This is a genomic window from Rhodococcus sp. UNC23MFCrub1.1 (genome assembly GCF_000686025.1).
GTDB lineage: Bacteria > Actinomycetota > Actinomycetes > Mycobacteriales > Mycobacteriaceae > Rhodococcoides.
In genome coordinates this window covers 721,166-747,671 of record NZ_JMLQ01000001.1, presented here as the reverse complement: position 1 = coordinate 747,671, position 26,506 = coordinate 721,166, and the positions used below count along the sequence as shown (strand labels likewise).

Here is a 26,506-nt window from a genome sequence, read left to right as displayed (position 1 = left end):
GATTACGCTCCCAACTCGATAGGTGCTCCCACGAGGGAGCCGTACTCGGTCCAGCTGCCGTCGTAGTTCTTGACGTTCTCATAGCCCAGCAGCTGCGTCAGTGCGAACCAGCTGTGCGACGAGCGCTCGCCGATGCGGCAGTACGCGATCGTCCCCTTGCTCGGATCGATGCCGACACCGTCGTAGAGCTCCTTCAGTTCCTCGTCGGACTTGAAGGTGCCGTCCTCGTTCGCTGCCTTGCTCCACGGCACGTTGACGGCGCCGGGGATGTGGCCGGGACGCTGGCTCTGCTCCTGCGGGAGGTGTGCCGGCGCCAGGATCTTGCCCGAGTACTCGTCGGGGGAGCGGATGTCGAGGAGGTTCTTGGTGCCGATGGCGGCGATGACCTCGTCGCGGAACGCGCGGATCGACAGGTCGGGAGCCTCGGCCCTGTAGGACGTTCCCTCGCGGGAGACGGCGTCGGTGCTCAGCGGACGACCGTCCAGTTCCCACTTCTTGCGGCCGCCGTCGAGCAGACGGACGTCCTTGTGGCCGTACAGCTTGAAATACCAGTAGGCGTAGGCCGCGAACCAGTTGTTGTTGCCGCCGTAGAGGATCACGGTGTCGTCGTTGGCGATGCCGCGCGTCGACAGCAGGTCCGAGAACTGCTCCTGGTTCAGGAAGTCACGAAGGACCGGATCCTGGAGGTCGGACTTCCAGTCGAGCTTGACGGCACCCTCGATGTGGCCGGTGTCGTAGGCGCTGGTGTCCTCGTCGACCTCGACGAACACGGTCTTGGGAGCATGCAGGTTCTGCTCGGCCCAGTCGGCAGTGACCAGGACGTCGGAGCGAGCCATGTGGTTCCTTTCGATTCTTCTCTGACAGGTGGTGGGTGGTTCAGGTGGTGGCATGTCGAGCCGGCAGGAGCCGACTCGCGAGTGGGTAGATCTTGCAGCCCAGGCAGATTCCGAACGCCGCGTTCAGCACGGCGGCGAACAGGGCCAGACCCGTGGCGACGGTGCCGACGGTCGTCGAGGACAGCGCGAACCCGAGGGTTCCCACGATCGAGAAGGCGAATCCCAGTCCCTGCGCGAACCGCAGGGGGGTCGTCGGTTCGGTCTCCGACACCGGGCCCAGGCGCGGTGCGACGACGGCGCGGAACACGCGTCCGTAGGGATGCGCTGCCGGCCCGGCAGCAGCGCCGTACGCGAAGACCAGCGTCTGCAGGCCCAGGAGCAACGCTGCAGCGGTGAGCGACACCGTCGACACGAGCAGCGTCACGACGAGGACGCCGGTGGTCACCCAGGCGACGAAGCGGGGACCACGAACGTCGACCTGCGGGGGAATGGATGACATCGAGATGCTCCTGGCGTGGAGGAAAGGGGACCGAGCGGATGCGCATGGTCTCCGGCGATCGTCGAGCGGTCCGAGGTCGGTACAGCACGGCTGTACCCGAGCGGACGGGTCAACGAGGGGAGGACCGTCGTCAGCGGCAACGGCAGCAACAGCCACCGAGGCGGCACAGGTCCACTGTGCGGCGTCGGGTGAGCAGAAGCTCGTGGCTGGCGGTCACGTCGGCCATGGTACCCACGCCGGTCCAGATCCAGAAGTTCCGGGTGTCGCTCGTCACTCCGACGAGGGTGAATCGGACGCCGAGAGCACGGCGGCCCGCAGGTCCTTCGACGACGGCACACCCGACGCGCGCGATCGTTCCCGCATCGCCCCGTCGAGCACGAAGGTGGTCGGGAGAGACATCACGCCGAAGTCGCGGGCGAGCTGCGGATTCTCGTCCATGTCCACCTCGACGTCGGACACGCGGTGCCCCGCCGACTCGAGGTCGCTCACCACGGCGGACACGACGCGTCGCACCGCCGTACACGGGCCGCACCAGGTGGCGGAGAAGTGGAGCACGGTCACCGCGCCGTCGGTGGCGCCGGCGGCGCGCAGAGCGTGAGCTCGCGATCCCGACGCGCCGCCGCGATCCGACGTGCGGACGGCGCCCTCGCGGCGGCGGACCCACAGGCCCACCACGGCGGCGAGCGCCAGGGCGACGAGAAGGACGACGACGGCGCTCACGGCGTGCGGATCTCGTCGAGTTCGATGGTGACGTCCTCGGCGCTGCCCTCGATGACGATCTGGCCGCCCTCCGCGTAGACCGACGTGGGGAGGATGCCGAACGGCAGCTGCTGCTCGTCGATCGTGCGGGTGAACAGGCCCAGGACCGCGGGCTTCAGGAAGTCGGGGATGGTGAAGTCGGCCTGGCCCTCGGGCCCGAAGTAGAGGTCCGACGCGACGATGGACACGGTTCCACCGTCGAGCCGGAGCTCGGCGGTGACGCTGACCGCGGTGTCCAGGGGGCCGACGGGCACGGTGCCCGTGAGGACCACGGCCCCGGCGGTGGTCTCGCCGGAACCGCCCGAACCGCCGGTGCCGTCGGAGCGGTCGGCTGGGGGAGTGGAGACCTGGAGGTCGGGGATCTCGAGGAACCGGCCGAGGTCGGTGGCGTCGATACGGACGCGCGCGTCGAGTTGATCCATGGGCACCGTGCGCACCGATCCGTCGAGCAGGTCGGAGGCCGGAATACGCACGCCGCGCAACGTCGCCTCGATGGTCGTCTTCTCGACGTAGTCGGTGGGGACGTCCTGCGCTCGGATCTCCACGCGGCCGTACCTGCCGTCGGCCGCCTGGGTCAGGAACGGGAAGCCGTGGATGGTCACCTGCGGATCGGACACCAGATCTCCGCCGTCCCGCAGTGCCCGCGAGACGCGGTACTCGGAGTAGGCGGCGGTGCCGAAATCGGCGGCCAGAGCGAGCGCCAGGACGAAGACGAGCCCGACGATCAGTTTTCGCACGGAGTTCCTCTCGGGCGGTTCGGTGTCCTGCGGGCGGGTCCCGAGGCGGGCGGTGGCGGCTCGCAGCCGACTGTCCTGCCTTCCGACAGGTTAGTCTGTGACCGAAGAACAACCGGAAGTGCCGGTCGCGGACCCGCTGGTGGGCTCGTCCGGCCGGAGAAGAGTGGACGAGGAGGCCCTGTGGAGTTGCTGCTGCTGACCTCCGATCCGGATCCGGAGTCCGTGCTCCCGTCCCTCGCGCTCCTGGCGCACACGGTGCGTCCCGCACCGACCGAGGTCTCGTCGTTGCTCGAGGCCGGGAGCGCGGACATCGCGCTCGTCGACGCCCGCACCGATCTGGCCGCCGCCCGCGGACTGTGCCGACTGCTCGGCAGCGCCGGCTCGTCGGTACCCGTGGTGGCCGTGCTCACCGAGGGCGGCCTGGTCGCCGTCAACGCGGAGTGGGGCCTCGACGACATCCTGTTGCCCACCACCGGACCCGCCGAGCTCGATGCCCGGTTGCGTCTGCTCGTGGGCCGCCACGGAGGCGTCAGCAGTCCCGAGGCCTCGGGAAAGATCACGCTCGGCGAGCTCGTCATCGACGAGGGCACCTACACCGCCCGTCTGCGCGGGCGACCGCTCGACCTCACCTACAAGGAGTTCGAACTCCTCAAGTACCTCGCCCAGCACGCGGGCCGCGTCTTCACCCGAGCGCAGCTGCTGCAGGAGGTGTGGGGGTACGACTTCTTCGGCGGTACCCGCACCGTGGACGTGCACGTCCGGCGTCTGCGCGCGAAGCTCGGAACGGAGTACGAGTCGCTCATCGGCACCGTGCGCAACGTGGGATACAAGGCCGTGAGACCGAGCCGGGCAGGTAAGGGTGCGGCGGGCAGCGACGACGCGGTGGACCTGCCGTCGGGCGGCGACCTGGACATCGAGAACGACACGGCGACACCCTCGTTCGCCCCAGCTGATCGGACGGCCTTCTGACGTGAGCGACGCGATTCGACTCGAGGCACGGCGACCGGTCGGCGACGAGGCCCGACGCGTCCGCGACGCGATCGAGGCCGCGACGACCGCCGACGGGACACCGCCGCTGTCGGAGCAGGCCGAGCGCGCCGTGGACTCTCCGCGGGACGACGAGCACCTGCTGGCACTGGACGGCGAACACCTCGTGGGGTACGCGACGCTCTCGCCCGCGCGCGGTGACGCGCCGGTCATGGTGGAGGCCGTCGTGCACCCCGATCACCGGGGCCGTGGCGTCGGCACCGCGCTGGTCGACCGCGCTCTCGCAGCACCGGGGGCGCGCGTGTGGGCCCACGGGCGGCTGCCCGCCGCCGATCGCGTCGCCGAGAAAGTCGGTCTCGAGGTGGTCCGCGAACTGCTGCAGATGCGCCGCCCGCTCGGTGGCCCCGACGCGGCGCCCCTGCCCGAACTCACCGTCCCGGACGGCATCACCGTGCGGACCTACCGCGAGTCCGACGACGCCGAGATCCTGCGGGTGAACAACGCCGCGTTCTCCTGGCACCCCGAGCAGGGTGGCTGGACGCAGGCGGAGATCGACGAGCGCCGCGCGGAGTCCTGGTTCGACCCCGCGGGGCTGTTCGTGGCGACGTCGACGGACGACCCGGACACCGTGCTGGGGTTCCACTGGACCAAGGTGCACCCGCCGACCGGAGACGATCCCGAACTGGGTGAGGTCTACGTCGTCGGTATGGATCCGGCGGCCCAGGGCAGGGGGCTCGGCCGGACCCTCACGCTCGCCGGCCTGCGGTATCTGGCCGATCGTGGCCTCGCCGGCGTGCTGCTGTACGTCGAGTCGGACAACACGGCCGCCGTGCACACGTACGACCGGCTCGGCTTCGCCACCTTCCACGTCGACGCGGCGTTCGCGCGCGTCTGACGCGGGACCGGTGCGGTCCCTGAGACGCGCATCGCATCCCGATCCGGGTTTTCGGTCTGTCTGTTCACCCTCCGTTCACAAAGGCGCGGTGAACCGTCCACCACCGGCGCTTACGTTCTCCCACGGGTAGCGCACGCTGCCCGTTGCGGTACGACGTCACCGCATCTTTTCTCGCCCGCCGACCGATCGGTCGCCGACGGGCTGTTTCTGGAGGAGACAGGTGAAGCTCGAGCGCAGCATTGCCCTCATGGGTGTACTGGCTGTCGGCGGATTGACGCTGGCTGCATGTGGTTCCGACGCGAACGTCGAGGCCACCGGCAGTGGTGACTCCGCCGCGACGTGCGAGGGCAAGAGCCCCATCACCGGCGAAGGATCGTCGGCGCAGCAGAACGCGATGTCCAACTTCACGTCCGTCTACTCGGGTGTGTGCTCCGGCAAGGCCGTGGAGTACACCGTGAGCGGTTCCGGCAACGGCCGGACCCAGTTCGTCGCCGGTCTCGTGGACTTCGCGGGCTCGGACTCGTCCATCAAGGAAGAGCAGGCCGACGCGGCCGCCACGCGCTGCGCCGGCAACCCGGCGTGGAACCTTCCCCTCGTGTTCGGTCCGGTCGCCGTGGCCTACACGCTCGACGGTGTCGACGACCTGGTCCTGACGCCCGACGTCATCGCCCAGATCTTCACCGGCAAGATCACCACCTGGAACGATCCGGCCATCGCCGCGCTGAACGAGGGCGCGTCGCTCCCGACCACCGCCATCACGCCGATCTACCGCTCGGATTCCTCGGGCACCAGCGACAACTTCCAGCGCTTCCTGTCCGACGCCGCACCGCAGTCCTGGACGCTGGACCACAGCTCCGACTGGGCCGGTGGAGTGGGCGAGGGCGCCAACGGTTCGTCGGGCGTCGCTCAGGCCGCTGCCGCCACCCCGGGCGCCATCACGTACGTCGAGAAGGGCTTCGCCGATCAGGAGAACCTGACCGCGGCGCAGATCGACTTCGGCGCTGGTGCCGTCGAGCTCACCACCGAGACCGCCGCCAAGGCGATCGACACGGTCACCTTCTCCGGTGACGGAAACGACCTCGCGCTCGATACCGACGCACTGTTCGCCAGCAAGGAAGCCGATTCCTACCCGCTGGTGCTGTCGACCTACGAGATCGTCTGCTCCAAGGGCTACGACGCGGAGACCGCCGCGGGCGTCAAGTCGTTCCTGCTCAGCGCTGCCAACGAGGGCCAGGAAGGCCTCGAGGCTGCCGGTTACGTGCCGCTCCCGGACAGCTTCAAGGAGCGTCTGGTGACGGCGATCAACGCCATTTCCTGACACACTGGTTCTCGCCTGCATCACCCCCGAAGACCATTCACCGGGTGATGCAGGCGATGCCGTACCACCCCACACGAGACAGTGAGCGGTATGAGCGACACCCATTCGATCAGCGACGTCACGCCGGCCACCACATCGGCCGTGAGCGCCGCTCGCAAGACGGAAGCGCCGACACCAGTGCCCGACAAGAAAGCCTCAGGTACGGTCACCCGCCCGGGTGACCGCATCTTCTCGACGCTCGCCACCGGTTCCGGTGTCTTCGTCATCGTCCTGATCGCGGCGATCGGTGGGTTCCTCCTGTGGCGGGCGATCCCCGCACTGCAGAACAACACCGTGAACTTCTTCACGTACAACGGGCAGTGGAGCACGTCGGACACGTCCGCCATGCTCTTCGGTGTCCGTGACCTGTTCCTGGTCACGGCCACGGTGTCGGTGGTGGCTCTGCTGATCGCCATGCCGGTGGCACTGGGCATCGCGATCTACCTGACGAACTACGCCCCGAAGCGTCTGGCGGGCCCGCTGGGCTACGTCATCGACCTGCTGGCCGCCGTGCCGTCCATCGTCTTCGGACTCTGGGGCCTGTACGTTCTCGCGCCGGTCATCTCGCCCGTCGCCGAGTGGCTCAACACGAACCTCGCGTGGTTCCCGCTCTTCGCCACCGGTTCCGTCTCCATCGCCGGCGGCGGCACCATCTTCACCGGTGCGATCGTGCTCGCCGTCATGATCCTGCCGATCATCGCCGCGGTCACCCGCGAGGTGTTCGTCCAGACGCCCCGTGGCCAGATCGAGGCTGCTCTCGCCCTCGGCGCCACTCGGTGGGAGGTCGTGCGCACCACGGTCATCCCGTTCGGCAAGTCCGGCTTCGTCAGCGGCTCGATGCTGGGCCTTGGCCGCGCGCTCGGCGAGACCATCGCGCTCTACATCATCATCCGCAGCACCCAGGAGACGTTCGGCTGGACGCTGTTCGACGGCGGCAACACCTTCGCGACGAAGATCGCACTGGCCGCGGGTGAGTTCAACAACCAGCTGCAGGCCGGTGCCTACATCGCCGCGGGCCTGGTGCTGTTCGTCCTCACCTTCGTCGTCAACGCCGGCGCCCGCGCCGCCATCGCTGGAAAGAAGGACTGACCCATGGCCGACACCACGTCCGGTGGAACCGCCACCATGGATCGCCCCGTCAAGGAGCCGACCTTCCAGGGTGTCAGTGCCCGTCGCAAGGCCTCCGACTCGATCGCGACAGTCCTCGTGTCCCTCGCGGTGCTCATTGCGCTCGTCCCACTGATCTGGGTTCTCTACACCGTCGTCTCCCGCGGTATCGGCGCCGTCGCGTCGGCCGACTGGTGGCAGTACTCGCAGGCGGGTGTCACCCCCTTCAAGGAAGGCGGCGGCGCGTACCACGCGATCGTCGGAACGCTGCTCCAGGGACTCTTCTGCGCGGTCATCTCCATCCCGATCGGCATCTTCGTCGCCATCTACCTCGTCGAGTACGGCGTGGGCACGCGGCTCGCGAAGGCCACGACGTTCATGGTCGACATCCTCACCGGTGTCCCGTCCATCGTCGCGGCGCTGTTCATCTACTCGCTGTGGATCGCGACGTTCGGCTTCGACCGGTCGGGTCTGGCTGTCTCGCTCGCCCTGGTCCTGCTCATGATCCCCGTGATCGTGCGCTCGGCGGAGGAGATGCTGCGCATCGTTCCCCAGGACCTGCGCGAGGCGTCGTACGCGCTGGGTGTGCCGAAGTGGAAGACCATCGCCAAGATCGTCGTCCCGACGGCGCTCTCGGGCATCGTCACGGGCATCATGCTCGCTCTCGCCCGCGTCATGGGTGAGACGGCGCCGGTGCTGATCCTGGTCGGGTCCGCGACGGCCATCAACTTCAACCTGTTCGCCGGTCCGCAGACGTCGCTGCCGCTCATGATGGTCGACCTCCAGAAGGCCGGAACCGCTGCCCTCACCAGCGAGCGGATGTGGGGTGCCGCCCTCACCCTCATCCTCATCGTTGCGGTGCTGAACATCGGCGCGAAGCTGGTCTCCCGCTTCTTCGCTCCCAAGAACTTCTGACAGAAGGATCTCGACATGGCAAAACGACTCGATCTCAAGGACGTCAACATCTTCTACGGCAAGTTCCACGCCGTGTCGAACGTGACGCTCTCCGTTCCTCCTCGTAGCGTCACGGCCTTCATCGGACCGTCCGGCTGCGGCAAGTCCACGGTGCTCCGCTCGCTGAACCGCATGCACGAGGTCACCCCGGGTGCCCGCGTCGAGGGCTCGGTGCTGCTCGACGGCGAGGACATCTACGGTTCCGGCGTCGACCCGGTCGGCGTCCGCCGCACGATCGGCATGGTCTTCCAGCGTCCGAACCCGTTCCCCACCATGTCCATCCGTGACAACGTCGTGGCCGGCCTGAAGCTGCAGGGTGGCCGCAGCAAGAAGCAGCTGGACGAGGTCGCGGAGGAGTCGCTCAAGGGCGCGAACCTGTGGAACGAGGTCAAGGACCGCCTCGACAAGCCGGGCGGCGGTCTGTCCGGTGGTCAGCAGCAGCGTCTGTGCATCGCCCGTGCGATCGCGGTGCAGCCCGACGTCCTGCTCATGGACGAGCCCTGCTCGGCTCTCGACCCGATCTCGACGCTGGCGATCGAGGACCTGATCGGTGAGCTGAAGAAGGACTTCACCATCGTCATCGTCACGCACAACATGCAGCAGGCTGCACGTGTGAGCGACCAGACCGGCTTCTTCAACCTCGAGGCCACCGGCAAGCCCGGCAACCTGATCGAGATCGACGACACCGAGAAGATCTTCTCCAACCCGTCGCAGAAGGCCACCGAGGACTACATCTCGGGTCGCTTCGGCTAGACCGCAGCTCGCGCGTCCACACACGGAAAGGGCGCCCTCCCCGCGGGGAGGGCGCCCTTTCGTGCGTCCGGGTAGCGAGTGGAAGAACTAGGACACGTGCTGCGCGGGAGGCGTCGGCAGGTCGCTGGGCAGGCTGCCGGTGACCAGGAAGATGACTCGGCGGCCCACCTCGACGGCGTGGTCGGCGAAGCGCTCGTAGAAGCGACCCAGCAGGGTCACGTCGACGGCTGCGGCGACGCCGTGCTTCCACTCCTTGTCCATGAGGACGCTGAACAGGTGGCGGTGCAGGTCGTCCATCGCCTCGTCCTCCTCACGGAGTTTCGCGGCGCGCTCGGGGTCGCGGGTCTCGAGCACCTCACGTGCGGAGGAGCCGAGAGCGACGGCGATGCGTCCCATCTCGGCGAAGTAACCGTTGACCTCCTCCGGCAGTGCGTGCTGGGGGTGGCGACGACGCGCGATCTTGGCGACGTGCAGGGCGAGAGCGCCCATCCGGTCGATGTCGGCGACGATCTGGATGCCGGAGACCACCGAGCGGAGGTCGCCGGCGACGGGTGCCTGGAGAGCCAGCAACGCGAAGGCGCGCTCCTCTGCCTGGGCACTGAGGTCGGTGATCTTGTCGTGCTCGCCGATCACCTGCTCGGCGATCCGGAGATCCGCCTGCAGCAGGGACTGCGTGGCGCGCTCCATCGCACTACCGGCCAGGGCGGCCATCTCGCCGAGCAGGTCGGCGAGTTCTGTCATCTGTTCGTTGTAAGCCACGCGCATGGCCCGATTTTACTCGGCCGTACGTGGGTACAGGGCATGCAGGCGGTGAACGGGCGGTGAATGCGGAGCAGCGATTCACACACAGGACTCGTCCGCCCCGTTCGTGACCGTCAGATCGCTGGGGAGCGCGACCTCCGTGGACGCTCCGGAGACCCCCGTCGCGAAGGTCGGAAGCAGGTCTCCGACGACGGTCGGCGGCATCAGGAAGCCCTGGAAATCCGTCCCCAGGACGACTTCGACGATGCCGCCCAGAGTCGGCGTCTCCTCGAGAACCGCTCCCGGAATGGTGCTGGCCACCGTCGACGCGTCCGCGATCGACCCGGCGCCGTACCGCACGACGGTCGCCGCGGCACCGGTGGTCTCGGCGTTGCCGGTCCCGACGACCTGGAAGCCGTAGGCCGCCAGTTCGTCCGCGGTGGTGGCGGCCAGTCCGCTGGTCTCCGAGGCGTTGGAGATCTGGACCGACACCAGCGAGGGGTCGACCGCGACCTGCGGTTCGGTGGTGACCGGCGGCGCGACCTCGGGGGTGGTCTCGGGTGCGCGTTCCTCACCGGGGAGCGGCTGGTCGTCGATGATCGCCTGGAAGATCGCCTTGATGTCGTCGGTGCGCGGGATCTCGTTGCCGTAGTAGGTGGTACCCGCGGTGGGGACGGTGAGGAACGTGACCGCGCCCGCCTCGACGCCGCGCAGCGACTTGCCGAGCGTCAGCAGATCCGACGTCTTCACGTTCTCGACGAACGTGTCGCGGGTGAACGCCGTGACGAAACCGTTGAGGGCGCCCGGGTCGAACAGCACGCGGTTGCTCAGCACGGAGCGCAGGAGCGAGGACAGGAAGAGTTGCTGACGTTTGATGCGTCCGTAGTCACCGGTGCCCTCGGCGTCCACCTTGCGGGCGCGCACGTAGTTGAGCGCGGTGCGTCCGTCGATGCGCTGTTCGCCCGCGGTGGCCAGGACCGTTCCCAGCTCCTCGTCGACCAGCGGAACCGGGGAACACACGTCCACCCCGCCGACCTCGTCGACCATCGACTCGAAGCCGGCGAAGTCGATACCCACGAAGTGGCCGATCCGCAGTCCGGAGATCTTCTGAATGATCTTGACCAGGCACTTGGGTCCACCGAGCGCGTAGGTCGCGTTGAGCTTGTCGCCGTCCGCGGCGGGATACATCTCGCCCGTGTAGTCACCGGTGGTGCTGTCCCAGCCCTCGCACTCGGGGCGTTCGACGTCGAGGTCGCGGGGGAACGACACGGCGACCACGCGACTGCGGTCGGCCGGGATGTTGATGAGCATGACGGTGTCGGACCGTGCACCCTCGGCATCGGCCACCGTGCCGGCGCCGATCTCACCACTGGCTCCGGCTCGGGTGTCCGTCCCGACGATGAGGTAGGTCTCGTCGCCGTACTGGCCGGGCGCGTCGACCACGTCGGTGGACTCGGTGTCCAGGGCCGCGACCTGCTCGAACCCGCGGTCGGTCGCCCGGAGATATCCCCACACGACACCGGTGATGACCAGGGCCAGGATCGAGACCATCGAGACGCCGACACGGCCGGCGACCCGCATCCGCTTGCGCTTGCGTGCCCTGCTGAGGGCGAGCCGCGTGAGCGTCGGGGGTGCGACGGGGCCGACCGCCTCGGGCGCCGGACGCTCCGCGGTGCGTCGCTCGTCCACGACGGGGGCGATCACCTCGGTGGGCGGCTCGGGATCCTCGCGAGGTGGAACCGGCGGGGACGGTGGAGGGCTCGACGCGACCGCTCGATCGTCCGCGCCGGAGGTCGGCGAGTCGTCGCGACCCGCTGCGCGTCCCCGGTTGGAACCGATGCGGGAGATCCGATCCACGACCTCGGCCACCGAGAGCCGTCGATCCTGGTCGTCGGACGAGGACGGCGGGGTCTGCTCGGGCTCGGGTCGATCCGCTGGCGGGCGCTGTTCCGGCGCGGGCTGCTCGGACGGGGGAGACGGTGTCTCGGGGTCGCGATCGGAGCGCGGCACTCGCGAGATGGGACGCTCCCAGGGGGCGCGTCGTCCGGGTGTGGGCGACCCCGGTTCGTTCTCGTCACCCACTGGTCGTTCCGTCTTTCTCTCGGGCGTCGAACAGTGGTCGACGGATCGACGCCATAGTACTGATCATCCGCCCGAGTGCATCAGATCGGCGCCCGCCGGCACCGCACAGTCGTCGGGATCGTCGAGCCAGCCGTCGGGCAGCGACACGGCGCCGGGGGAACCCTGGCGACCGCGGGGGCCCTCGGCGTCGGCCGGGAAGGGAACGGTCGGATCCAGGCGAGCCAGCAGCTCGTCGAGCTCCGCGAGTGTCGAGACGGTGGCCATGCGTACCCGCAGGTCCGAGCCGGCCGGGAAGCCGCGCATGTACCAGGCGACGTGCTTGCGCATCTCCCGGAGCCCGCGGCCCTCGCCGTGGTGGTCGGACAGCAGTTCCGCGTGCCGACGCATGATGACGGCGACCTCGCCCAGCGTGGGCGGAGTCGGCGCAGTGGTGCCGCGCAGAGCGGCGGACAGTTCGGCGAACAGCCAGGGGCGTCCCAGGCAGCCGCGGCCGACGACCACGCCGTCGCAGCCGGTCTCGGCCATCATGCGGGCGGCGTCGGACGCGTCGAAGATGTCGCCGTTGCCCAGGACGGGGACGTCGCGGACGTGATTCTTGAGGCGCGCGATCTCGGACCAGTCGGCCGTACCGGAGTAACGCTGCGCCGCGGTGCGCGCATGGAGCGCGACGGCCGCAGCACCCTCGCCGGCGGCGATCCGTCCTGCGTCGAGGTGCGTGTGATGCTCGTCGTCGATGCCGATCCGAAACTTGACGGTCACCGGGATGTCCGTCCCCTCGGTGGCCTTCACCGCCGCGGCGACGATGCGTCCGAAGAGCGATCGCTTGTACGGCAGGGCGGCGCCGCCGCCCTTGCGCGTCACCTTGGGCACGGGGCAGCCGAAGTTCATGTCGATGTGGTCGGCCATGTTCTCGTCGACGATCATCTTCGCGGCGTCGTACGTCGTGTCCGGGTCCACGGTGTAGAGCTGCAACGAGCGAGGCGTCTCGGTCGGGCCGAACGTGGTCATGTGCAACGTGGCGGGCTGCCGCTCGACGAGGGCACGCGCGGTGACCATCTCGCAGACGTAGAGCCCGGAGGTGCTGCCCGTCAGCGTCTCCTCGAGCTCCCGACACAGCGTGCGGAACGCCACGTTGGTGACACCGGCCATCGGCGCGAGGACGACGGGACTACGCAGGGCGAGGGAACCGATCTGCAGAGTCATGGTTGATCACACACCAGACATGGTCGACGGGAAACAGCGATGTGCCCGGCATCCGCGGAACGGGTGCCGGGCACATCGAGGGTATCCGTCGGAACTGGCACTCGGCCACTCCGTGGTGCGGTGCGGGTCAGGATGCCTGCGCGGCCTGCCGCTTGGCAGCCTCGCGGGACAGCATGCGGTCGCGCTGCTCCTCGAACTTGAGAACGTCCTTCTCCAGCTTCTCGAGGAAGGCGGCGAGCTCCTCACGCGTCTGCTCGCCCTCGGCGGTGAAGTCGGTGCGATCGAAGATGTTCCACTTGCGCAGCACCGGCATGACGACGTCCTCGAGGTGCTGACGCAGATCGTAGATCCCGTGCTTGGCCATCAGCACGCCGTTGCGGCGGAAGTTGGGCATGCCGGCGCCGGGCATCTGGAAGTTCTGCACGATGTCGGCGATGGCACGCAGCGCCTGGTCGGGCGAGATGTCGAGCGCCGCACCGCACAGGTTGCGGTAGAAGATCATGTGCAGGTTCTCGTCGGCCGCGATGCGCTGGAGCATGCGGTCGGCGATGGGGTCGTTGCAGACCTTGCCCGTGTTTCGGTGGCTGACTCGCGTGGCCAGCTCCTGGAACGTCACGTACGAGACGGAGTGCAGGAAGCCCATCTGATCGTGGCCACCGGCAGCGGCCGAGGAGAAGCCGTTGGTCATGTGCTCGATGCGGGCCTGCTCGAGGGCGACGGGATCCACTCCGCGCGTGACCACCAGGTAGTCGCGCATGACGATGCCGTGGCGGTTCTCCTCGGCGGTCCACCGGCCCACCCAGGTGCCCCAGGCGCCGTCCTGCGAGAAGTTCTCCGCGATCTCGCGGTGGTACGACGGCAGGTTGTCCTCGGTGAGGAGGTTGGTGATCATGGCGGCCTTGGCCACCTCGTCGAGCCGAGACTGCTCGGGCGACCAGTCCTCGCCACCGAGCGCGGCGAAGTTACGCCCCTCGTCCCAGGGGACGTAGTCGTGGGGGTGCCACTCCTTCGCCATGGAGAGATGCCGGTTCAGATTCTCTTCCGCAACCGGCTGCAGCTCTCCGAGCAGCTCCAGTTGGGTCAGATCCCGTGCCATGCGTGTCCTCCAGAATGGTGTTCGGCTCACTGCTTCCGCGCGATGACCGCGCTGCCTCGTACTGTGAGGGCAGCCTACGGCACCGTAACTTCGATGTGAATTGCTTCGACGAGCCGCCGCGAGGGGTGCGTACCGTCCGGTAGACGTTCATCGAGCGGGGCGACAGTTCGTTACGCCCGCCCGCCGTCGACCTCGTCCAGTATATGCCGCGGGGTACGGGGTACAGGTGTTGTGACTTCTGCGAGAAACGAACTCGATGTACTGTGCGTCACTCGGAGTCGCTGGCAGGGGACAGATCACCGGAGCCACTGTGGCGACGACCGTTGTCTGCCATTCTGTCTGCCGTGGCGCAACTGAGAACCGAGGGACACCGCGTTCTGGTCGTCGACCTGCACGGGGACAGCGTGCGGGCGGTCACCGGATCGATGATCGCGTACGAGGGCCAGGTGACCTTCCGGAACGCCGGGATGGGCGGTGGCGGTGGACTGCGCGCCGCTCTCAAGCAGAAGGTCACCGGCGAGTCGCTGTCCCTGATGGAGATGGCGGGGCAGGGAACGGTGCGGCTCGCGGTCGACGCGCAGCACGTCGTCGTCGTGCCGTTGGCGGGTGACGCACTCCACGTCGAATCGTCGCAGTTGCTCGCTCTGTCCGGCGGGCTGCGGTCCGATGTGGCCTTCGCCGGGCTCCGCGGCGCCTCGTCCGGGCAGGGCCTGTTCACGACGGTCGTCAGTGGACAGGGCGAGGTGGGACTGCTGTCCGCGGGCGGACCGCTCATCGCGCTCGAGGTGTCACCGCAGTACCCGTTGGTGGTCGATCCGGACGCCTTCGTCGCGCACCGAGGTCAGGTGACACAGAGCTTCGTCACCGACGTCACGTGGCGGTCGGCCGTCGGCGGCGGGAGCGGCGAGGCCTTCTCCCTCCGCTTCGACGGCGCCGGTGTCGTCTACATCCAGCCGCAGGAGCGCTGACATGTTGGAACTCGTCAACAGCAAGGTCGTGAAGTCGACCGTCGCCCCGGGCTCGCCCACGCTCGCGCGCCGTGGATCCATGTTGTTCCACCAGGGCGACGTCCGCTTCGTCCCGCACACGATCGGCGGCGCGGGCGGCATGCCGGGGATGGGTGCCGTCGCGGGTATGGCCGGCCGGATGATGTCGGGCGAGCACGTCGCCATGATGGCCGCCGAGGGGTCCGGCACCGTGCACTACGGCCACGCCGGGTTGCACGTGTCCGTCATCGATCTCGACGGGACCGGTGTCCTCTCGGTCGAGGCGTCACGGTTGCTCGCACACAGTGGCGCACTCTCGACATCGGTCGTACCCCTGACGCAGCAGGGAGGGGTCCGCGGCGCGGTGCGCGGGGCGATGACCGGGCAGGGCATGTTCACGACACAGGTCGCCGGACGTGGGCAGGTGGCCGTGCTGGCCCACGGTGGGACGGTCGAGATCGAGGTGGGTCCGCACCGGCCGCAGGTGGTGGTCGATCCGCAGGCGTACGTGTGTCACCGCGGCACTCTCACCGTCGACATCTCGACGAACGTCGGGTGGCGTGACGCCGTCGGCCGCGGTTCGGGTGAAGCCGTGCAACTCGCGATCGGCGGCGCAGGGACCGTGTGGGTCCAGGCGTCCGAGCAGAAGTTCTGACGAGAGGGAATCGGACATGACCGACGTCGTGCACAACCCCCACACGTTGCCGGTGAACGACAACGTGCCGGGAAACGACTACGCCTTCTGCATCGAACTCGCGGGACAGCCGTGGTTCACGGCGAAGGGCGCGATGATCGCCTACTACGGGTCGGTGCAGTTCGAGCCTCTCGGGCGGACGTCGATGGCGGCCGTCGTGGCCTCACGCTTCTCGTCGCCGCTGTACGCGAACGACTGGGTGCTCGCGAGCGGACACGGCAAGGTGCTGCTCGGCGATCGCGGCTTCGACATCAACTCGTTCGATCTCGACGACGGCAACCTGACCATCCGGGCGTCGAACCTGCTGGCCTTCGAACCCGGCCTCGAGCTGAAGCAGTCCATCGTGCCCGGTTTTCTCACGCTGCTCGGCACCGGGAAGTTCCTCGCCTCGTCCAACGGTGCGGTCGTGTTCGCCGAACCGCCCGTTCGAGTGGATCCGCAGGCACTCGTCGGCTGGGCCGACTGCCCCGCTCCGTCCCACCACTTCGACGCGCAGTGGATGCAGAGCTTCCTGGGGGCGGCGCAGGGGATGCTCCTCGGAGCACAGACGGGGGAGGAGCGGCAGTTCGACTTCACCGGTGCGGGAACGGTCCTGATCCAGTCGTCCGAGAAGGTGGTGAGCGACGCTCATCTGCTCCGCCACATCGAGTCGGAGACCGTGGCGCTGGGTCAGAACGCGTTGCGCTCACTCCATCAGAGCATCGGGGCCCGGCTGAGCCAGAATTCCTGAGCGTCGACGGGTGTGGGGAAAGACGTTGTGCCCCCAGTAGGGCTCGAACCTACGACCTGCGGATTAAAAGTCCGTAGCTCTACCAACTGAGCTATAGGGGCGGTGCTCGACGAGTGTAATGGACCCCGGGCGGTCGCTCTCGACCTGGCCTCGCGTCGGGAGTGACGCATTCACCATTCACCTATTCGCTATGAATCATCACCATTCTCGCCGGTCGACATTCGGACGCGGGCTGGGCATATATCCGACAAACCGGTCATCGGAACGCACGACACGCTGGTGGGGCCGTCCGAACACGCCGGACGAACCCGCTCGAGCTCGATGTTTGCGGCCACGTCCGAGGGGATTCTCAGGTTTGTCGGCTACCCTTCACTCAGTATCAGGGCCCTTCAGGGTGTTCAATTTCGGAGGCAGCAGCGCAATGGCACAGCAGGAACGTGCTCGACGCACCCGGGCCGCGATCGTCGAGGCAGCCGCGTACGAGTTCAGCAAGCGTGGGTACACCGCGGCGTCGGTCAACACGATTCTCGAGGGGTCACGCGCCACCAAGGGTGCGATGTACTTCCACTTCAGCTCGAAGGAAGAACTGGCTCGCGCCGTTCTGCAGACCGCGATGGAGAAGTACGTCGCGATCATGGACGTGGAGCGCCCGGACGGCGTCGACGCCCTCGAGTGGCTGCACAACCTCATCTTCCAGCTCGCCCGGTCCTTCGACGAGAACGTCGTCGTGCGTGCGGAGTTCCGTCTCGTCGTCGAGCCCGAGTTCCACGCGAGCATCCGCGAGGGAGCGGGCGCCGTGTGGGGTCGCACCGCACACAAGCTCGCGGCCGAGGCGCACGAGACCGGTCTGCTGCGCCCCGACATCGATCCGCGCATGTTCACCCGCGTGCTGGTGACCTCGCTCGCCGGCCAGCGGTACATGGCCGATCTGACCGCCGAGGACACCGACCTGGTGGTGCTGTTCGAGGAGTCACTCGAGGTTCTCCTGATGGCGATGGCGTCGCGGGAATGGCTCGACAAGTGGCGCGTCAACGGGTGGCCCCGAGTCGACGCTGTGAGCGTCGAAACATAGCCTCAGCTGCGGATTTGTGAAATTCCGAAGCGGTGTCCTAAGCTATCGAAGCTCCCAACGGAACGCCGTTGGGGTACGGTCGGAGCGATTCGACGGGCCCCCTTCGTTTAGCGGCCTAGGACGCCGCCCTTTCAAGGCGGTAGCGCGGGTTCGAATCCCGTAGGGGGTACGTTTCAGCGAGTGACAACGCTGGAGCGGGAGTGGTGAGAAGTAGGACGAAGATGCAGTAGGGTCTTCCACGCAGTACATGCTTCACAGCATGGCCCTGTGGCGCAGTTGGTTAGCGCGCCGCCCTGTCACGGCGGAGGTCGCGGGTTCGAGTCCCGTCAGGGTCGCAACACCTCAGAGGTCGCAATACCTCAGTGATGCGATGATCGTCAGCACCGAGTAGTACAGCATCACCGGTACCCGCGAGGGTGCCCACGGCCAGGTAGCTCAGTCGGTACGAGCGTCCGCCTGAAAAGCGGAAGGTCGCCGGTTCGATCCCGGCTCTGGCCACCGAGAATGGACACAGACTGGAACCACCTGCCCGCGCAGGTGGTTCTTCTCGTTTCCGGACCCGTCGTCCGAGGTCGCCGACGCCCGGGTGGTATCGATAGGGCATGACTGACATCGATGCTGACGTGATCGTGGTGGGGGCGGGTATCGCCGGTCTACGGTGCGCCGGAGCGCTGCGCCGGCGTGGATTCACGGTGCGGGTCGTGGAGGCGGGCGACGCCCCTGGGGGACGGATCCGCACCGACGTCGTGGACGGCTTTCGCTGTGATCGAGGCTTCCAGCTCCTCAACCCCTCCTACCCGGCCGTGAAGCGTCATGTCGACGTGTCCGCGCTCGATCTGCGGGTCGCCGGTCGCGGTGTGCGGATCGTCGACGACTCGGGGCGAGCGCACACGATCGCCGACCCGACACGGCACCCGGGCCTGCTGCTCGGGACGGTGCGGTCCGCGGCTCGCCTCGGCCTGCTGCACCCGGGCGCCGTCGTCGGTGCCGCGCGGTGGGCGTTGCCCGCTGTCGGACCGGTGCGCCGCCTGGCCGCGTCCCCCGACGCTGCACTCGCCGACGACTGGGACCGCGTCGGCCTCCGCGGTCCGCTGCGCTCCGCACTGCTGGCTCCGTTTCTCAGCGGGGTCCTCGCCGACGGCGCGGGAGACACGTCGGACCGCTACGTCCGGCTCGTGCTCCGCAGCTTTCTTCTCGCGACACCCGGTGTGCCGAACCGCGGAATGCAGGCGTTCCCCGAGCAGCTCGCCCGCGATGCCGGGGTCGACATCGCGTACTCCTCGCGCGTCGAGCAGGTCACCGACGGCGCGGCACCCGCCGTGCGGATCGCCGACGGGTCGGTGCTGCAGGCCCGCGCGGTGGTGGTGGCGACGGACGCGCGAGGCGCGACCGAGCTGACGGACACCCGGACCTCTCCCATGCGCGGGTTGTCGACGTGGTGGTTCGAGGCCGACGCCGCGGAATCCGACGAGTTCCTCCGCATCTCGGGGACGGGCGGCGTGGTGGTCAACACCGCCGAGATGAGCTCCATCGCACCGGGATACGCGCCGACCGGGAAGACCCTGGTGCAGGCGACCACGCTGCTGGACGACGCCGGTCCCGCCGCGGAGTCCGTCGTGCGCGCCGTTCTCGACCGGCTGTGGGGTCGGTCCACCGCGTCGTGGCGGGTGATCGTGCGTCACGACGTGCGGCGTGCGCTCCCGGTCCAGGCACCCGGGACGTCGCTCCGGCGATCGCTACGGGTCGGTGACCGCGTGCTGCTCGCCGGCGACCATCGCGACACCCCGTCGATCCAGGGTGCTCTGGTGTCGGGTGGTCGCGCGGCCGCCGAGGTGGCGCGGCTGCTCGGCTGACGCGGCGTCCGGTTCTGGGCCGGAGCGATCTCCACGGAATCTTCACAACGTGTCCCCGAGACCCGCACATGGTGCCGTTACGGTCTGTTTCATGGATCGACGACGAATTCTGGTGGTCGAGGACGAACGGGCCCTGGCCGACGCGATCGCGGCACGGCTGCGGTCCGAGGGCTTCGACGTCGACCTCGCGTCGACCGGACCGGCCGCCGTGGAGACGGTGGCCCGCACGAACCCCGACCTGGTGGTCCTCGACGTGATGCTGCCCGGGTTCGACGGTCTCGAGGTGTGCCGACGCATCCAGTCCCGCCCCGAGGGCGCCGTCGCCGTCCTCATGCTCACGGCGCGGTCGGACGAGACGGACCAGCTGGTGGGCCTCGGGGTGGGTGCGGACGACTACATGTCCAAGCCGTTCTCGATGCGCACCCTGGTGGCCCGCGTGCACGCACTGCTGCGCCGGGTGGAACGCCATCCCGCGCCGACGCCGACCGTCGTGCACGAGTTCGACGACGTGCGGGTCGACGAGCACGCGCGGCGGGTCTTCCGTGACGGCGACGAGGTCCACCTGACACGCACGGAATTCGATCTGCTGCTGTTCCTCGCCCGGCGGCCGGGCGCGGCCTTCGCGCGAGATCGACTGCTGTCGGACGTGTGGGGGTGGTCGCGCGACGACTCCATGACGTCGGTGCCGTCCCGCACGGTCGACAGCCACGTCAAGGCGTTGCGGCGCAAGCTGGGGTCCGACGTCGTGCGCACCGTCCACGGCGTCGGGTACGCGTTCCGGGCACGCGGATGATCCGCCCTCTCGACTCGCTGCGCTCGTTCAAGGTCAAGACCGGCCTGGTGGTGGTGATCGCGCTGTTCGCGGCGTCGGGCACCTTCTGGCTCGCGGCCCAGCAGCCGTTCCGGTACGCGCTGCTGCTCGCACTCGTCGTGGCGCTGGTGGTCACGCAGATCGTCGCGCACGGGATGACCTCGCCGCTGCGCGAGATGACCGCAGCCTCGCGAGCGATGGCGAACGGGGACTACACGCACCGGGTCCGTGCCACGTCGCGGGACGAGATCGGCCAGCTGGCCGTCGCGTTCAACACGATGTCGGCAGACCTCGCAGAGGCCGACCGCTACCGTCGGGAGCTGATCGGCAACGTCTCGCACGAACTCCGTACACCGATCGCGTCGCTGCAGGCCGTGCTCGAGAACATCGCCGACGGGGTGCAGGAGGCGACCCCGGCGACGGTGGGAGTCGCCCTCGAGCAGACCGAACGTCTGGCTCGGCTCGTCGACGACCTCCTGGATCTCTCCAAGCTCGAGGGTGGCGCACTCGGTCTGTCGCGCAGCACGTTCGACCTCCGTCAGTTCCTGACCAGCGTGGTCACCCAGAGCACGGCGACCCGGTTCTCGGTGTCGGTCGAGCCTCCCGGTGCGACGGTGACCGCCGACGAGGAACGGGTACGGCAGGTGATGGCCAATCTGGTCGAGAACGCCGTGCGCCACGGTCCGCCCGACGGTGCAGTGGCCGTGTCGGCCGTGGTGGGTGACGACACGGTGCGCATCGACGTGGTCGACGAGGGCGACGGGATCGCGCCGGCCGACCGCGCTCGGGTCTTCGACCGGTTCGTCCGCGGCGGGTCGACCGACGGCGGCACCGGCATCGGGCTCGCCATCGCTCGATGGGCCGCCGAGTTGCACGGCGGCACACTCGATGTGGTCGACGTCGGCGCCGGGTGTTGCTTCCGGCTCACCCTTCCCGTCTGACCCCACCGTCCGCACTCGACACGTGACACCGCATCCGGTGCTCGCGCGATCACCCCTGCCCGAAAGAGGTTCACGATGACCACCGACCTTCTTCCCGATCCGGCGGCGCAGTCGCCGGTCCGCACCGTCACCGAGTCTCCGCGTCGCTGGGCCGTGGGCTCCGCCGCAGCGGTCGGGGTGGTCGCCGGCGCCATACTGACCGACCGGCCGTCGGTGGCCTACCTCGCCGTCGGCGTCGCTGCCGTCCTCGCCGCTCGACTGCCGGACCGGTCGCGCTGGTCCGTGGCATGGATCGGCGCCGCGTTCGCGCTGCTGCTGGTCCCGTTCGTCCGCGATTCGGGATGGCTCGCAGCGTCGTCCGTCGGACTGGCCGTGTGGTGTGTGGCTCTGTCGACCACGAGATCGACGACGTTCACCGCCACGGTGCTCGCGCCGATCGTGCCCGTCGTGGTGCAGGGAGCCGTGCTCCGCTCGCTCGGAACCGGTGCCGCACAAGTGACGCTCCCGTCTCGGGGGTCCGCGGTACGCACGCTGCGCGTCGTGGTGAGCACGGCCCTGCTGGTCACCGTGTTCACACTGCTGTTCGCGGGCGCCGACGATCGCTTCGCCTCGCTCGTCGACGCGGTGATCCCGACCGTGTCCGTCGACGTCGACCCGCTGGGGCCGGTCGTGGCTCTGTGCGTCGCGCTGTGGATTCTGGGTGTCGCCCACGCGAAGCGTCGCGCGATGGCACTCGATGCACTCGCTCCCGGCGCCGGTCGACGACGACCGGTGTGGGAGTGGGCGGTGCCGGTCTGCGCGCTCGTCGTCGTGTTCGCTGCGTTCGTGGTGGTGCAGGCAGCCACGTTGTTCGGTGGACACGACCACGTGATGACGACGGACGATCTGACCTTCGCGGACCACGCCCGATCGGGATTCTGGCAGCTGATCACGGTGACCGTCGGCGTGCTCGTCGTGGTCGCCGTGCAGGTCCGCAAGGTCGACGCCGAGGTGCGGCGCGACCGGGTGCTCGCGCGCATCGCCTTCGGGTCGCTGTGTGTGCTGACGCTGGTGGTCGTCTGGTCGGCGGTGTACCGAATGTCGTTGTACGAGCAGCAGTTCGGTCTCACTCGGCTGCGAGTCGGGGTCATGGTCGTCGAGGTGTGGTTGGGCGTCGTCGTGCTCGCCGTCATTGTCGCCGGTGCGCGCTGGTCCGCGCGCCTACTGCCCGCGGTGATCGTCGGCACGGCGGCGCTGGGCGTGCTGGTGATGGCGGTGGTGAACGTCGATGCGCTGGTCGCGGAGCGGGCAGTCGAGCGCTACGAGCGGACCGGACTGATCGACGTCGACTATCTCGGCACGCTGTCGGCGGACGCGGTGCCCGCCGTGTCGACCCTGCCGCCCACGCTGCGCGACTGCATCGTCGACGAGCCCGGGAGCGACCCGTGGTGGAACGCGAACCTCGCACGCCGTGAGGCCGCCGTCATCGCGGCGAGCGACCCTCTCGCAGAGTGCGCTCTGCCAGCTCGCGAAGCGGGCCGGTGAGTGCCGAATCGCCGGTCTCGCACGAGTGCTCGCCGATCTCGAGTCGCCACCGGAAGGTGTCGCGAGCGAGGGACGACGACTCGGGCAGGCCGTTCAACAGGGGGAGCGCGCGAGTGACCAGCTGCTCCCACTCGGGTGCCGTGTCGCCGAGGGCCGTGGTGTCGACGCTGCCGCGGCGGGTCATCCCGGCCACGCCGCCGCTGCGTACCACCACGATGACCATGTCACGTCCTCTTGCTCGCCTCGTCCGCCGCATCGGACGCGGATCCCGTCCCGGCCGGCTCGAGGCCCACGGTAGTCCACCCGCCGACCACGGCGCGGTGAACGTCGGACCCGGTTCCGTACCGCGCCGATGCGGCCGCGACCGTCGCCGCGGAGAAGGCGGCGAAATCGGCGGTCGGCGTCAGGCTGCCGGACGTGAGAGCGTCGAACCAGACCTGTCCGAGACGATCCCAGGCCGGCCCGCCGAGCGCGACGGCGGCCTCGGCGAACGCGCGGTTGGGGATGCCGGAGTTGATGTGCACCCCGCCGTTGTCCTCGGTGGTCTCGACGTATCCCGCCATGTCCGCGGGCTGGGGGTCCTTGCCGAGGACGTCGTCGTCGTACGCGGTACCGGGTGCCAGCATCGAGCGGAGGGCGCTGCCCTGCACGTCGGGGAGGAAGAGCCCCTCGCCGACGAGCCAGGACGCGTCCTCGGCGTTCTGCCCACGCGAGCGCTGTTCTGCGAGGACGCCGAACACGTCGGACACCGACTCGTTGAGGGCGCCGGACTGTCCGGCGTACTCGAGCTGTGAGGTGTACTGCGTGAAACCGTGAGCCAACTCGTGCGCGATGACGGACAGCGACACGGTGAAGCGGGTGAACACCTCGCCGTCACCGTCGCCGAACACCATGCGGGTGCCGTCCCAGAACGCGTTGTCGTACTGCTCGCCGTAGTGCACCGTGGCGTCGAGCGGCAGCCCCTGCCCATCGAGGCTGGACCATCCGTAGACCTCGGCGAACAGGGCGTGGGTGACGCCGAGGCCGTCGTAGCTCTCGTCCGCCGCCGGATCGCCGACAGGTTCGCCGCCCTCGGTACGCACGACGTCGCCGGGCAGAGTCTGCGTGTTCTTCGCGTCGGCGATGGTGCGCTGCAGCCGATCCGCGACGGCGCCGCGGGGAGCGGTGGGCGACACGGTGGACCGCGTCGAATCGCGTCGACGCCGCATCTCGTCGTCGAGTTCCAGCGTGCGGCTCGCGACGGACGGGGCGGTGTCCAGGCGGGCACTGCGTTCCGCGGGGGCCGACGCGAGGCGCTGCAGAAGGTAGGGAGGAACGACGCCCTGGCAGCAGGGCGTGGTGCGCGAGAGGTCGGGGGTGGCCACGATGAGATCCTTCCGAAGGGGAACGATCGCCACGCTAACCCCGATCACCGACAGCCCGCGCACCTCGCGGAGCTCGTACGGTCAGGGGCAGGCGACCTTCGCCTGGTCGTAGATGCGACCGGCCTCGTCGACACCGGGCTCGTTGCCGTTGTTGGTGGCCTGTGACCGGATGTCGGTGACCACGGCGTCCTTCTCCTTGCCGTCGGTGATCTGCTGGCAGATGCTGCCGAGCAGCGATTCGATGTCCTCGTCGGACTTTCCCTCGGAGAGCGCGGAGAACTGCGCCTTGTAGGCGGCGACGAAGGTCGCGCGCTTGGCGTCGTCGAACACGTTGCCGGCATCGTCGGCCAGGCTGCCGGCGCTCGACTGGATGCCGGGTGCGGCCGACTGTGCAGAGCTGAGTGCGCCCTGAGCTGCGTCGCCCACCGATTCCGCGGCGTTGTTCGCGGTGTCCTGTGCGGACTGCTGATCCTCGGAGCTGCATCCACCCAGGACCAGGGCGAGGGTGGCAGCAGCGGCGAGCGTGGCGGGAAGGAGTCTCATCGGACGAACTTTACCGGGCGTACCGTCGCATTCCACCGCGAAAGAGGCCTGTGAATGACCATGATCGACGATGGCCATCATGCAGCGGGGTGCGCGTGCGCGGCGGGTGCGGACGCCGATCGTGCGCAGTGCCGACGGGACGTCGTCCGTGGAGTCGTTCGTCATCGCCGCGGTCGCGACCATCCTGCTCACCCGCGCCTACCTCGAACTCACCGACTATCCGCAGGTGGGCGGCGGAAGCCTGCACATCGCCCACGCACTGTGGGGCGGTGCGCTGATGATGACGGCGCTCGTCGTCGGATGGCTGTTCCTCGGCTTCGGAGTGCGCTCGTCGGCCGTGCTGCTGGGCGGCGTCGGCTTCGGTCTGTTCCTGGACGAGGTCGGGAAGTTCGTGACGAAGGACAACGACTACTTCTACGGCCCGTCCGCCGAGATCATGTACGTGACGGTGGTTCTGGTCCTGGTGCTCGGACGAACCGTCCGCGACGTCCGCGAACCGACGCCACGGGAATGCCTCGCGAACGCTGCCGCCATCGCGTCGGAAGGACTCGTCGGTGGGGTACCGGGATCGCGCCGGGAGCTGGCCCGCGAACTGCTCGACCGAGCGCGGACGACGGGAGCCGACCCCGAGCTCGTCGCGAGCATCGACACCCTGCTGAGTCGGTGCGTTCCGGCACCGTCCCGGCCGACGCGTCGGCTGGTGTGGTTCTCGCGCACCGTCGCGTCGTTCGTGACCAGTACGCGCTGGGCGATCGCGTTGTCCTGGCTCATGGTGGTCACCGCGTCCGCGACGGTCGTGGCGGGCATCGCACAACTGGCCACGGGCGGTCTGGTCATCGAACGCGACGACCTCGATGTCACCCTCGACCGGATGACCATCTCGGGCGGCATCCTGTGGGTGACGGCGTGCGTCACGGTCGCCCTCGGGCTCCCGTCGCTGATCGGGCGGCGGCGCACCGCGTCCCTCTGGCCTCTGCACCGACTCCGGTCGGCGGCCCTGATCTACGCGTTGCTCGGTGCGCTCGTCGACTTCGCCGAGACGGGCTTCGCCGCCCTGACCAACCTCGCGATCGGACTGTTGACGCTCGCCGCGATCTCGCACCGGATCACGGTGGAGACAGCGCGAGGGTCCGCTGCGACGCGAAGTGCCGCGGTGCGCCTGTGAGCGGGTCGGTGAACTCGATGCTCCGCGCCAGCAGTCGCAGTGGATCCCGGTAGTCGTCGACGGCGACCTCGCGCGGCACGGGATACAGCGAGTCGCCGACTATGGGCAGGCCGAGAGAGGCCATGTGCACGCGTAGTTGATGGGTCTTGCCCGTGCGCGGATGCAGGCGGTAGAGCGCCAGGTCGCCCACCGTGCGCACCTTCTCGATCACGGTCTCGCTGTTCGGCTCACCCGGCACCTCGGTCGCCTGCAGTGATCCACGGTCCTTGACGATGCGGCTGATCACGGTGTGCGGGAACGAGATCGGCGAGTCGGGGGCCACCGCTTCGTAGACCTTGACCATGCTGCGCTCCCGGAACATCTCCTGATATGCGCGGCGGACGTCCTGTCGTGCGGTGAAGACGAGCACGCCCGCGGTGAGGCGATCGAGGCGGTGCGCCGGGGACAGTGCGTCGTTTCCCAGTTCGCGTCGCAGCCGGGTCAGGGCGGTCTGCACGACGAAGCGCCCCCGTGGTGTCGTAGCCAGGAAGTGCGGCTTGTCCACCACCACGATCGCATCGTCTCGGTACAGGATCGGGGCGGTGAACGGCACCTCGGGTTCCACGGGCGGATCCCGGTACAGGTAGACGTCGGCGCGGGGGACCAGGGGAGTGTCGACCAGCACGGGCCGTCCTGCGGCATCGACGACCTCGCCGTCCGTCACCTTCGCGCGCAGGGCCTCCGCATCGCGCGGAAAGCGTGCGACGAGGTACTCGACTATGGTCCTGTGCTCTGCCGGCGCGTCCGGCATGCGGATCCGCGTCGGATTGAGACCGTC

General features: G+C 68.7%; 27 protein-coding genes and 4 tRNA genes. 18 read left to right on the top strand and 13 right to left on the bottom strand.

The window, feature by feature from the left end:
- Positions 1-2 precede the first annotated feature (2 nt).
- The 4 genes from BR07_RS0103680 to BR07_RS0103665 all read right to left on the bottom strand — a co-directional run bounded on the left by BR07_RS0103680 (position 3) and on the right by BR07_RS0103665 (position 2,831).
- The gene (locus BR07_RS0103680) at positions 3-836 is read right to left on the bottom strand and encodes a sulfurtransferase (RefSeq protein WP_027504275.1); all 834 of its coding nucleotides are present in this window, start codon (positions 834-836) and stop codon (positions 3-5) included.
- A 40-nt stretch (positions 837-876) separates the two neighbouring features.
- A complete protein-coding gene (locus BR07_RS0103675) occupies positions 877-1,335 on the bottom strand; it encodes a DUF4395 domain-containing protein (RefSeq protein ID WP_027504274.1) in 459 nt (152 codons plus the stop codon).
- A gap of 270 nt (positions 1,336-1,605) precedes the next feature.
- Positions 1,606-2,055 (bottom strand): TlpA family protein disulfide reductase, encoded by a 450-nt coding sequence (locus BR07_RS0103670; protein ID WP_027504273.1) that lies wholly within the window; start codon positions 2,053-2,055, stop codon positions 1,606-1,608.
- A complete protein-coding gene (locus tag BR07_RS0103665; protein ID WP_027504272.1) occupies positions 2,052-2,831 on the bottom strand; it encodes an LmeA family phospholipid-binding protein in 780 nt (259 codons plus the stop codon). Before BR07_RS0103665 ends, BR07_RS0103670 begins: the two co-directional genes overlap by 4 nt.
- A 180-nt stretch (positions 2,832-3,011) precedes the next feature.
- Here BR07_RS0103665 and BR07_RS0103660 point away from each other — a divergent pair, with 180 nt between their 5' ends.
- From BR07_RS0103660 to pstB, 6 genes are all read left to right on the top strand, one after another.
- Positions 3,012-3,800: a winged helix-turn-helix transcriptional regulator gene (locus tag BR07_RS0103660; protein WP_027504271.1), complete on the top strand. Its 789-nt coding sequence runs from the start codon at positions 3,012-3,014 to the stop codon at positions 3,798-3,800.
- Position 3,801: 1 nt separating this feature from the next.
- Positions 3,802-4,713 carry a mycothiol synthase gene (gene mshD / locus BR07_RS0103655; RefSeq protein WP_051612984.1) on the top strand — a complete coding sequence of 304 codons (912 nt, stop codon included), beginning with the start codon at positions 3,802-3,804 and terminating at the stop codon, positions 4,711-4,713.
- A gap of 220 nt (positions 4,714-4,933) precedes the next feature.
- Positions 4,934-6,031, top strand: coding sequence for a phosphate ABC transporter substrate-binding protein PstS (gene pstS, locus BR07_RS0103650; protein ID WP_027504269.1), 1,098 nt, complete (start codon positions 4,934-4,936; stop codon positions 6,029-6,031).
- Between the two features lie 90 nt (positions 6,032-6,121).
- A complete protein-coding gene (pstC, locus tag BR07_RS0103645) occupies positions 6,122-7,159 on the top strand; it encodes a phosphate ABC transporter permease subunit PstC (RefSeq protein ID WP_027504268.1) in 1,038 nt (345 codons plus the stop codon).
- A 3-nt stretch (positions 7,160-7,162) separates the two neighbouring features.
- Complete coding sequence (gene pstA, locus BR07_RS0103640) at positions 7,163-8,092, top strand: phosphate ABC transporter permease PstA (RefSeq protein WP_027504267.1); 930 nt, start codon at positions 7,163-7,165, stop codon at positions 8,090-8,092.
- Between the two features lie 15 nt (positions 8,093-8,107).
- Entirely contained in the window at positions 8,108-8,884 is a 777-nt protein-coding gene (gene pstB / locus BR07_RS0103635) for a phosphate ABC transporter ATP-binding protein PstB (protein WP_027504266.1), read from the top strand.
- Between the two features lie 87 nt (positions 8,885-8,971).
- Here the strand turns inward: pstB and phoU are convergent, their stop codons facing one another.
- The 4 genes from phoU to BR07_RS0103615 all read right to left on the bottom strand — a co-directional run bounded on the left by phoU (position 8,972) and on the right by BR07_RS0103615 (position 14,006).
- Positions 8,972-9,649 carry a phosphate signaling complex protein PhoU gene (gene phoU, locus BR07_RS0103630; protein ID WP_027504265.1) on the bottom strand — a complete coding sequence of 226 codons (678 nt, stop codon included), beginning with the start codon at positions 9,647-9,649 and terminating at the stop codon, positions 8,972-8,974.
- Positions 9,650-9,724: 75 nt separating this feature from the next.
- Positions 9,725-11,707, bottom strand: coding sequence for an LCP family protein (locus BR07_RS0103625; RefSeq protein WP_027504264.1), 1,983 nt, complete (start codon positions 11,705-11,707; stop codon positions 9,725-9,727).
- Between the two features lie 63 nt (positions 11,708-11,770).
- Positions 11,771-12,910: a tRNA dihydrouridine synthase DusB gene (gene dusB, locus BR07_RS0103620; protein WP_027504263.1), complete on the bottom strand. Its 1,140-nt coding sequence runs from the start codon at positions 12,908-12,910 to the stop codon at positions 11,771-11,773.
- Between the two features lie 127 nt (positions 12,911-13,037).
- Positions 13,038-14,006, bottom strand: a complete 969-nt coding sequence (locus tag BR07_RS0103615) for an acyl-ACP desaturase (RefSeq protein ID WP_027504262.1) — start codon at positions 14,004-14,006, stop codon at positions 13,038-13,040.
- A 353-nt stretch (positions 14,007-14,359) separates the two neighbouring features.
- Between BR07_RS0103615 and BR07_RS0103610 the strand changes: the two genes are divergently transcribed.
- Genes BR07_RS0103610 through BR07_RS0103600 form a run of 3 tightly spaced genes read left to right on the top strand, consistent with a single transcriptional unit; the run spans position 14,360 to position 16,416 of the window.
- Positions 14,360-14,974 (top strand): AIM24 family protein, encoded by a 615-nt coding sequence (locus tag BR07_RS0103610; protein ID WP_373425298.1) that lies wholly within the window; start codon positions 14,360-14,362, stop codon positions 14,972-14,974.
- A 1-nt stretch (position 14,975) separates the two neighbouring features.
- Positions 14,976-15,647 carry an AIM24 family protein gene (locus BR07_RS0103605; RefSeq protein ID WP_027504260.1) on the top strand — a complete coding sequence of 224 codons (672 nt, stop codon included), beginning with the start codon at positions 14,976-14,978 and terminating at the stop codon, positions 15,645-15,647.
- 16 nt (positions 15,648-15,663) lie between these two features.
- Entirely contained in the window at positions 15,664-16,416 is a 753-nt protein-coding gene (locus BR07_RS0103600) for an AIM24 family protein (RefSeq protein WP_027504259.1), read from the top strand.
- Between the two features lie 28 nt (positions 16,417-16,444).
- Here BR07_RS0103600 and BR07_RS0103595 read toward each other — a convergent pair.
- Positions 16,445-16,517 (bottom strand) — tRNA-Lys (locus tag BR07_RS0103595).
- 320 nt (positions 16,518-16,837) lie between these two features.
- Here BR07_RS0103595 and BR07_RS0103590 point away from each other — a divergent pair.
- From BR07_RS0103590 to BR07_RS23150, 8 genes are all read left to right on the top strand, one after another.
- Entirely contained in the window at positions 16,838-17,488 is a 651-nt protein-coding gene (locus tag BR07_RS0103590; protein WP_027504258.1) for a ScbR family autoregulator-binding transcription factor, read from the top strand.
- A 96-nt stretch (positions 17,489-17,584) separates the two neighbouring features.
- A tRNA-Glu gene (locus BR07_RS0103585) sits at positions 17,585-17,657 on the top strand.
- Between the two features lie 92 nt (positions 17,658-17,749).
- A tRNA-Asp gene (locus BR07_RS0103580) sits at positions 17,750-17,823 on the top strand.
- 89 nt (positions 17,824-17,912) lie between these two features.
- Positions 17,913-17,986 (top strand) — tRNA-Phe (locus BR07_RS0103575).
- Between the two features lie 104 nt (positions 17,987-18,090).
- Positions 18,091-19,341, top strand: coding sequence for an FAD-dependent oxidoreductase (locus BR07_RS0103570; protein WP_037183989.1), 1,251 nt, complete (start codon positions 18,091-18,093; stop codon positions 19,339-19,341).
- Between the two features lie 91 nt (positions 19,342-19,432).
- Positions 19,433-20,134 (top strand): response regulator transcription factor, encoded by a 702-nt coding sequence (locus tag BR07_RS0103565; protein ID WP_027504256.1) that lies wholly within the window; start codon positions 19,433-19,435, stop codon positions 20,132-20,134.
- A complete protein-coding gene (locus BR07_RS0103560) occupies positions 20,131-21,093 on the top strand; it encodes a HAMP domain-containing sensor histidine kinase (protein ID WP_027504255.1) in 963 nt (320 codons plus the stop codon). The genes BR07_RS0103565 and BR07_RS0103560 overlap by 4 nt, the downstream gene beginning before the upstream one ends.
- Positions 21,094-21,168: 75 nt before the next feature.
- Complete coding sequence (locus tag BR07_RS23150) at positions 21,169-22,617, top strand: DUF4153 domain-containing protein (RefSeq protein ID WP_051612983.1); 1,449 nt, start codon at positions 21,169-21,171, stop codon at positions 22,615-22,617.
- Here the strand turns inward: BR07_RS23150 and BR07_RS0103550 are convergent.
- The 3 genes from BR07_RS0103550 to BR07_RS26125 all read right to left on the bottom strand — a co-directional run bounded on the left by BR07_RS0103550 (position 22,556) and on the right by BR07_RS26125 (position 24,524).
- Positions 22,556-22,840, bottom strand: coding sequence for a protealysin inhibitor emfourin (locus BR07_RS0103550; protein WP_027504254.1), 285 nt, complete (start codon positions 22,838-22,840; stop codon positions 22,556-22,558). The genes BR07_RS23150 and BR07_RS0103550 overlap by 62 nt on opposite strands.
- 1 nt (position 22,841) lies before the next feature.
- Positions 22,842-23,981 carry a M4 family metallopeptidase gene (locus tag BR07_RS23145; protein WP_051613070.1) on the bottom strand — a complete coding sequence of 380 codons (1,140 nt, stop codon included), beginning with the start codon at positions 23,979-23,981 and terminating at the stop codon, positions 22,842-22,844.
- An 81-nt stretch (positions 23,982-24,062) separates the two neighbouring features.
- Complete coding sequence (locus BR07_RS26125; RefSeq protein ID WP_051612982.1) at positions 24,063-24,524, bottom strand: hypothetical protein; 462 nt, start codon at positions 24,522-24,524, stop codon at positions 24,063-24,065.
- Positions 24,525-24,594: 70 nt separating this feature from the next.
- Between BR07_RS26125 and BR07_RS0103535 the strand changes: the two genes are divergently transcribed.
- Positions 24,595-25,689 carry a hypothetical protein gene (locus BR07_RS0103535; RefSeq protein WP_231476162.1) on the top strand — a complete coding sequence of 365 codons (1,095 nt, stop codon included), beginning with the start codon at positions 24,595-24,597 and terminating at the stop codon, positions 25,687-25,689.
- Here BR07_RS0103535 and BR07_RS0103530 read toward each other — a convergent pair.
- Entirely contained in the window at positions 25,631-26,479 is an 849-nt protein-coding gene (locus tag BR07_RS0103530) for a pseudouridine synthase (RefSeq protein WP_197027734.1), read from the bottom strand. The genes BR07_RS0103535 and BR07_RS0103530 overlap by 59 nt on opposite strands.
- Positions 26,480-26,506 lie beyond the last annotated feature (27 nt).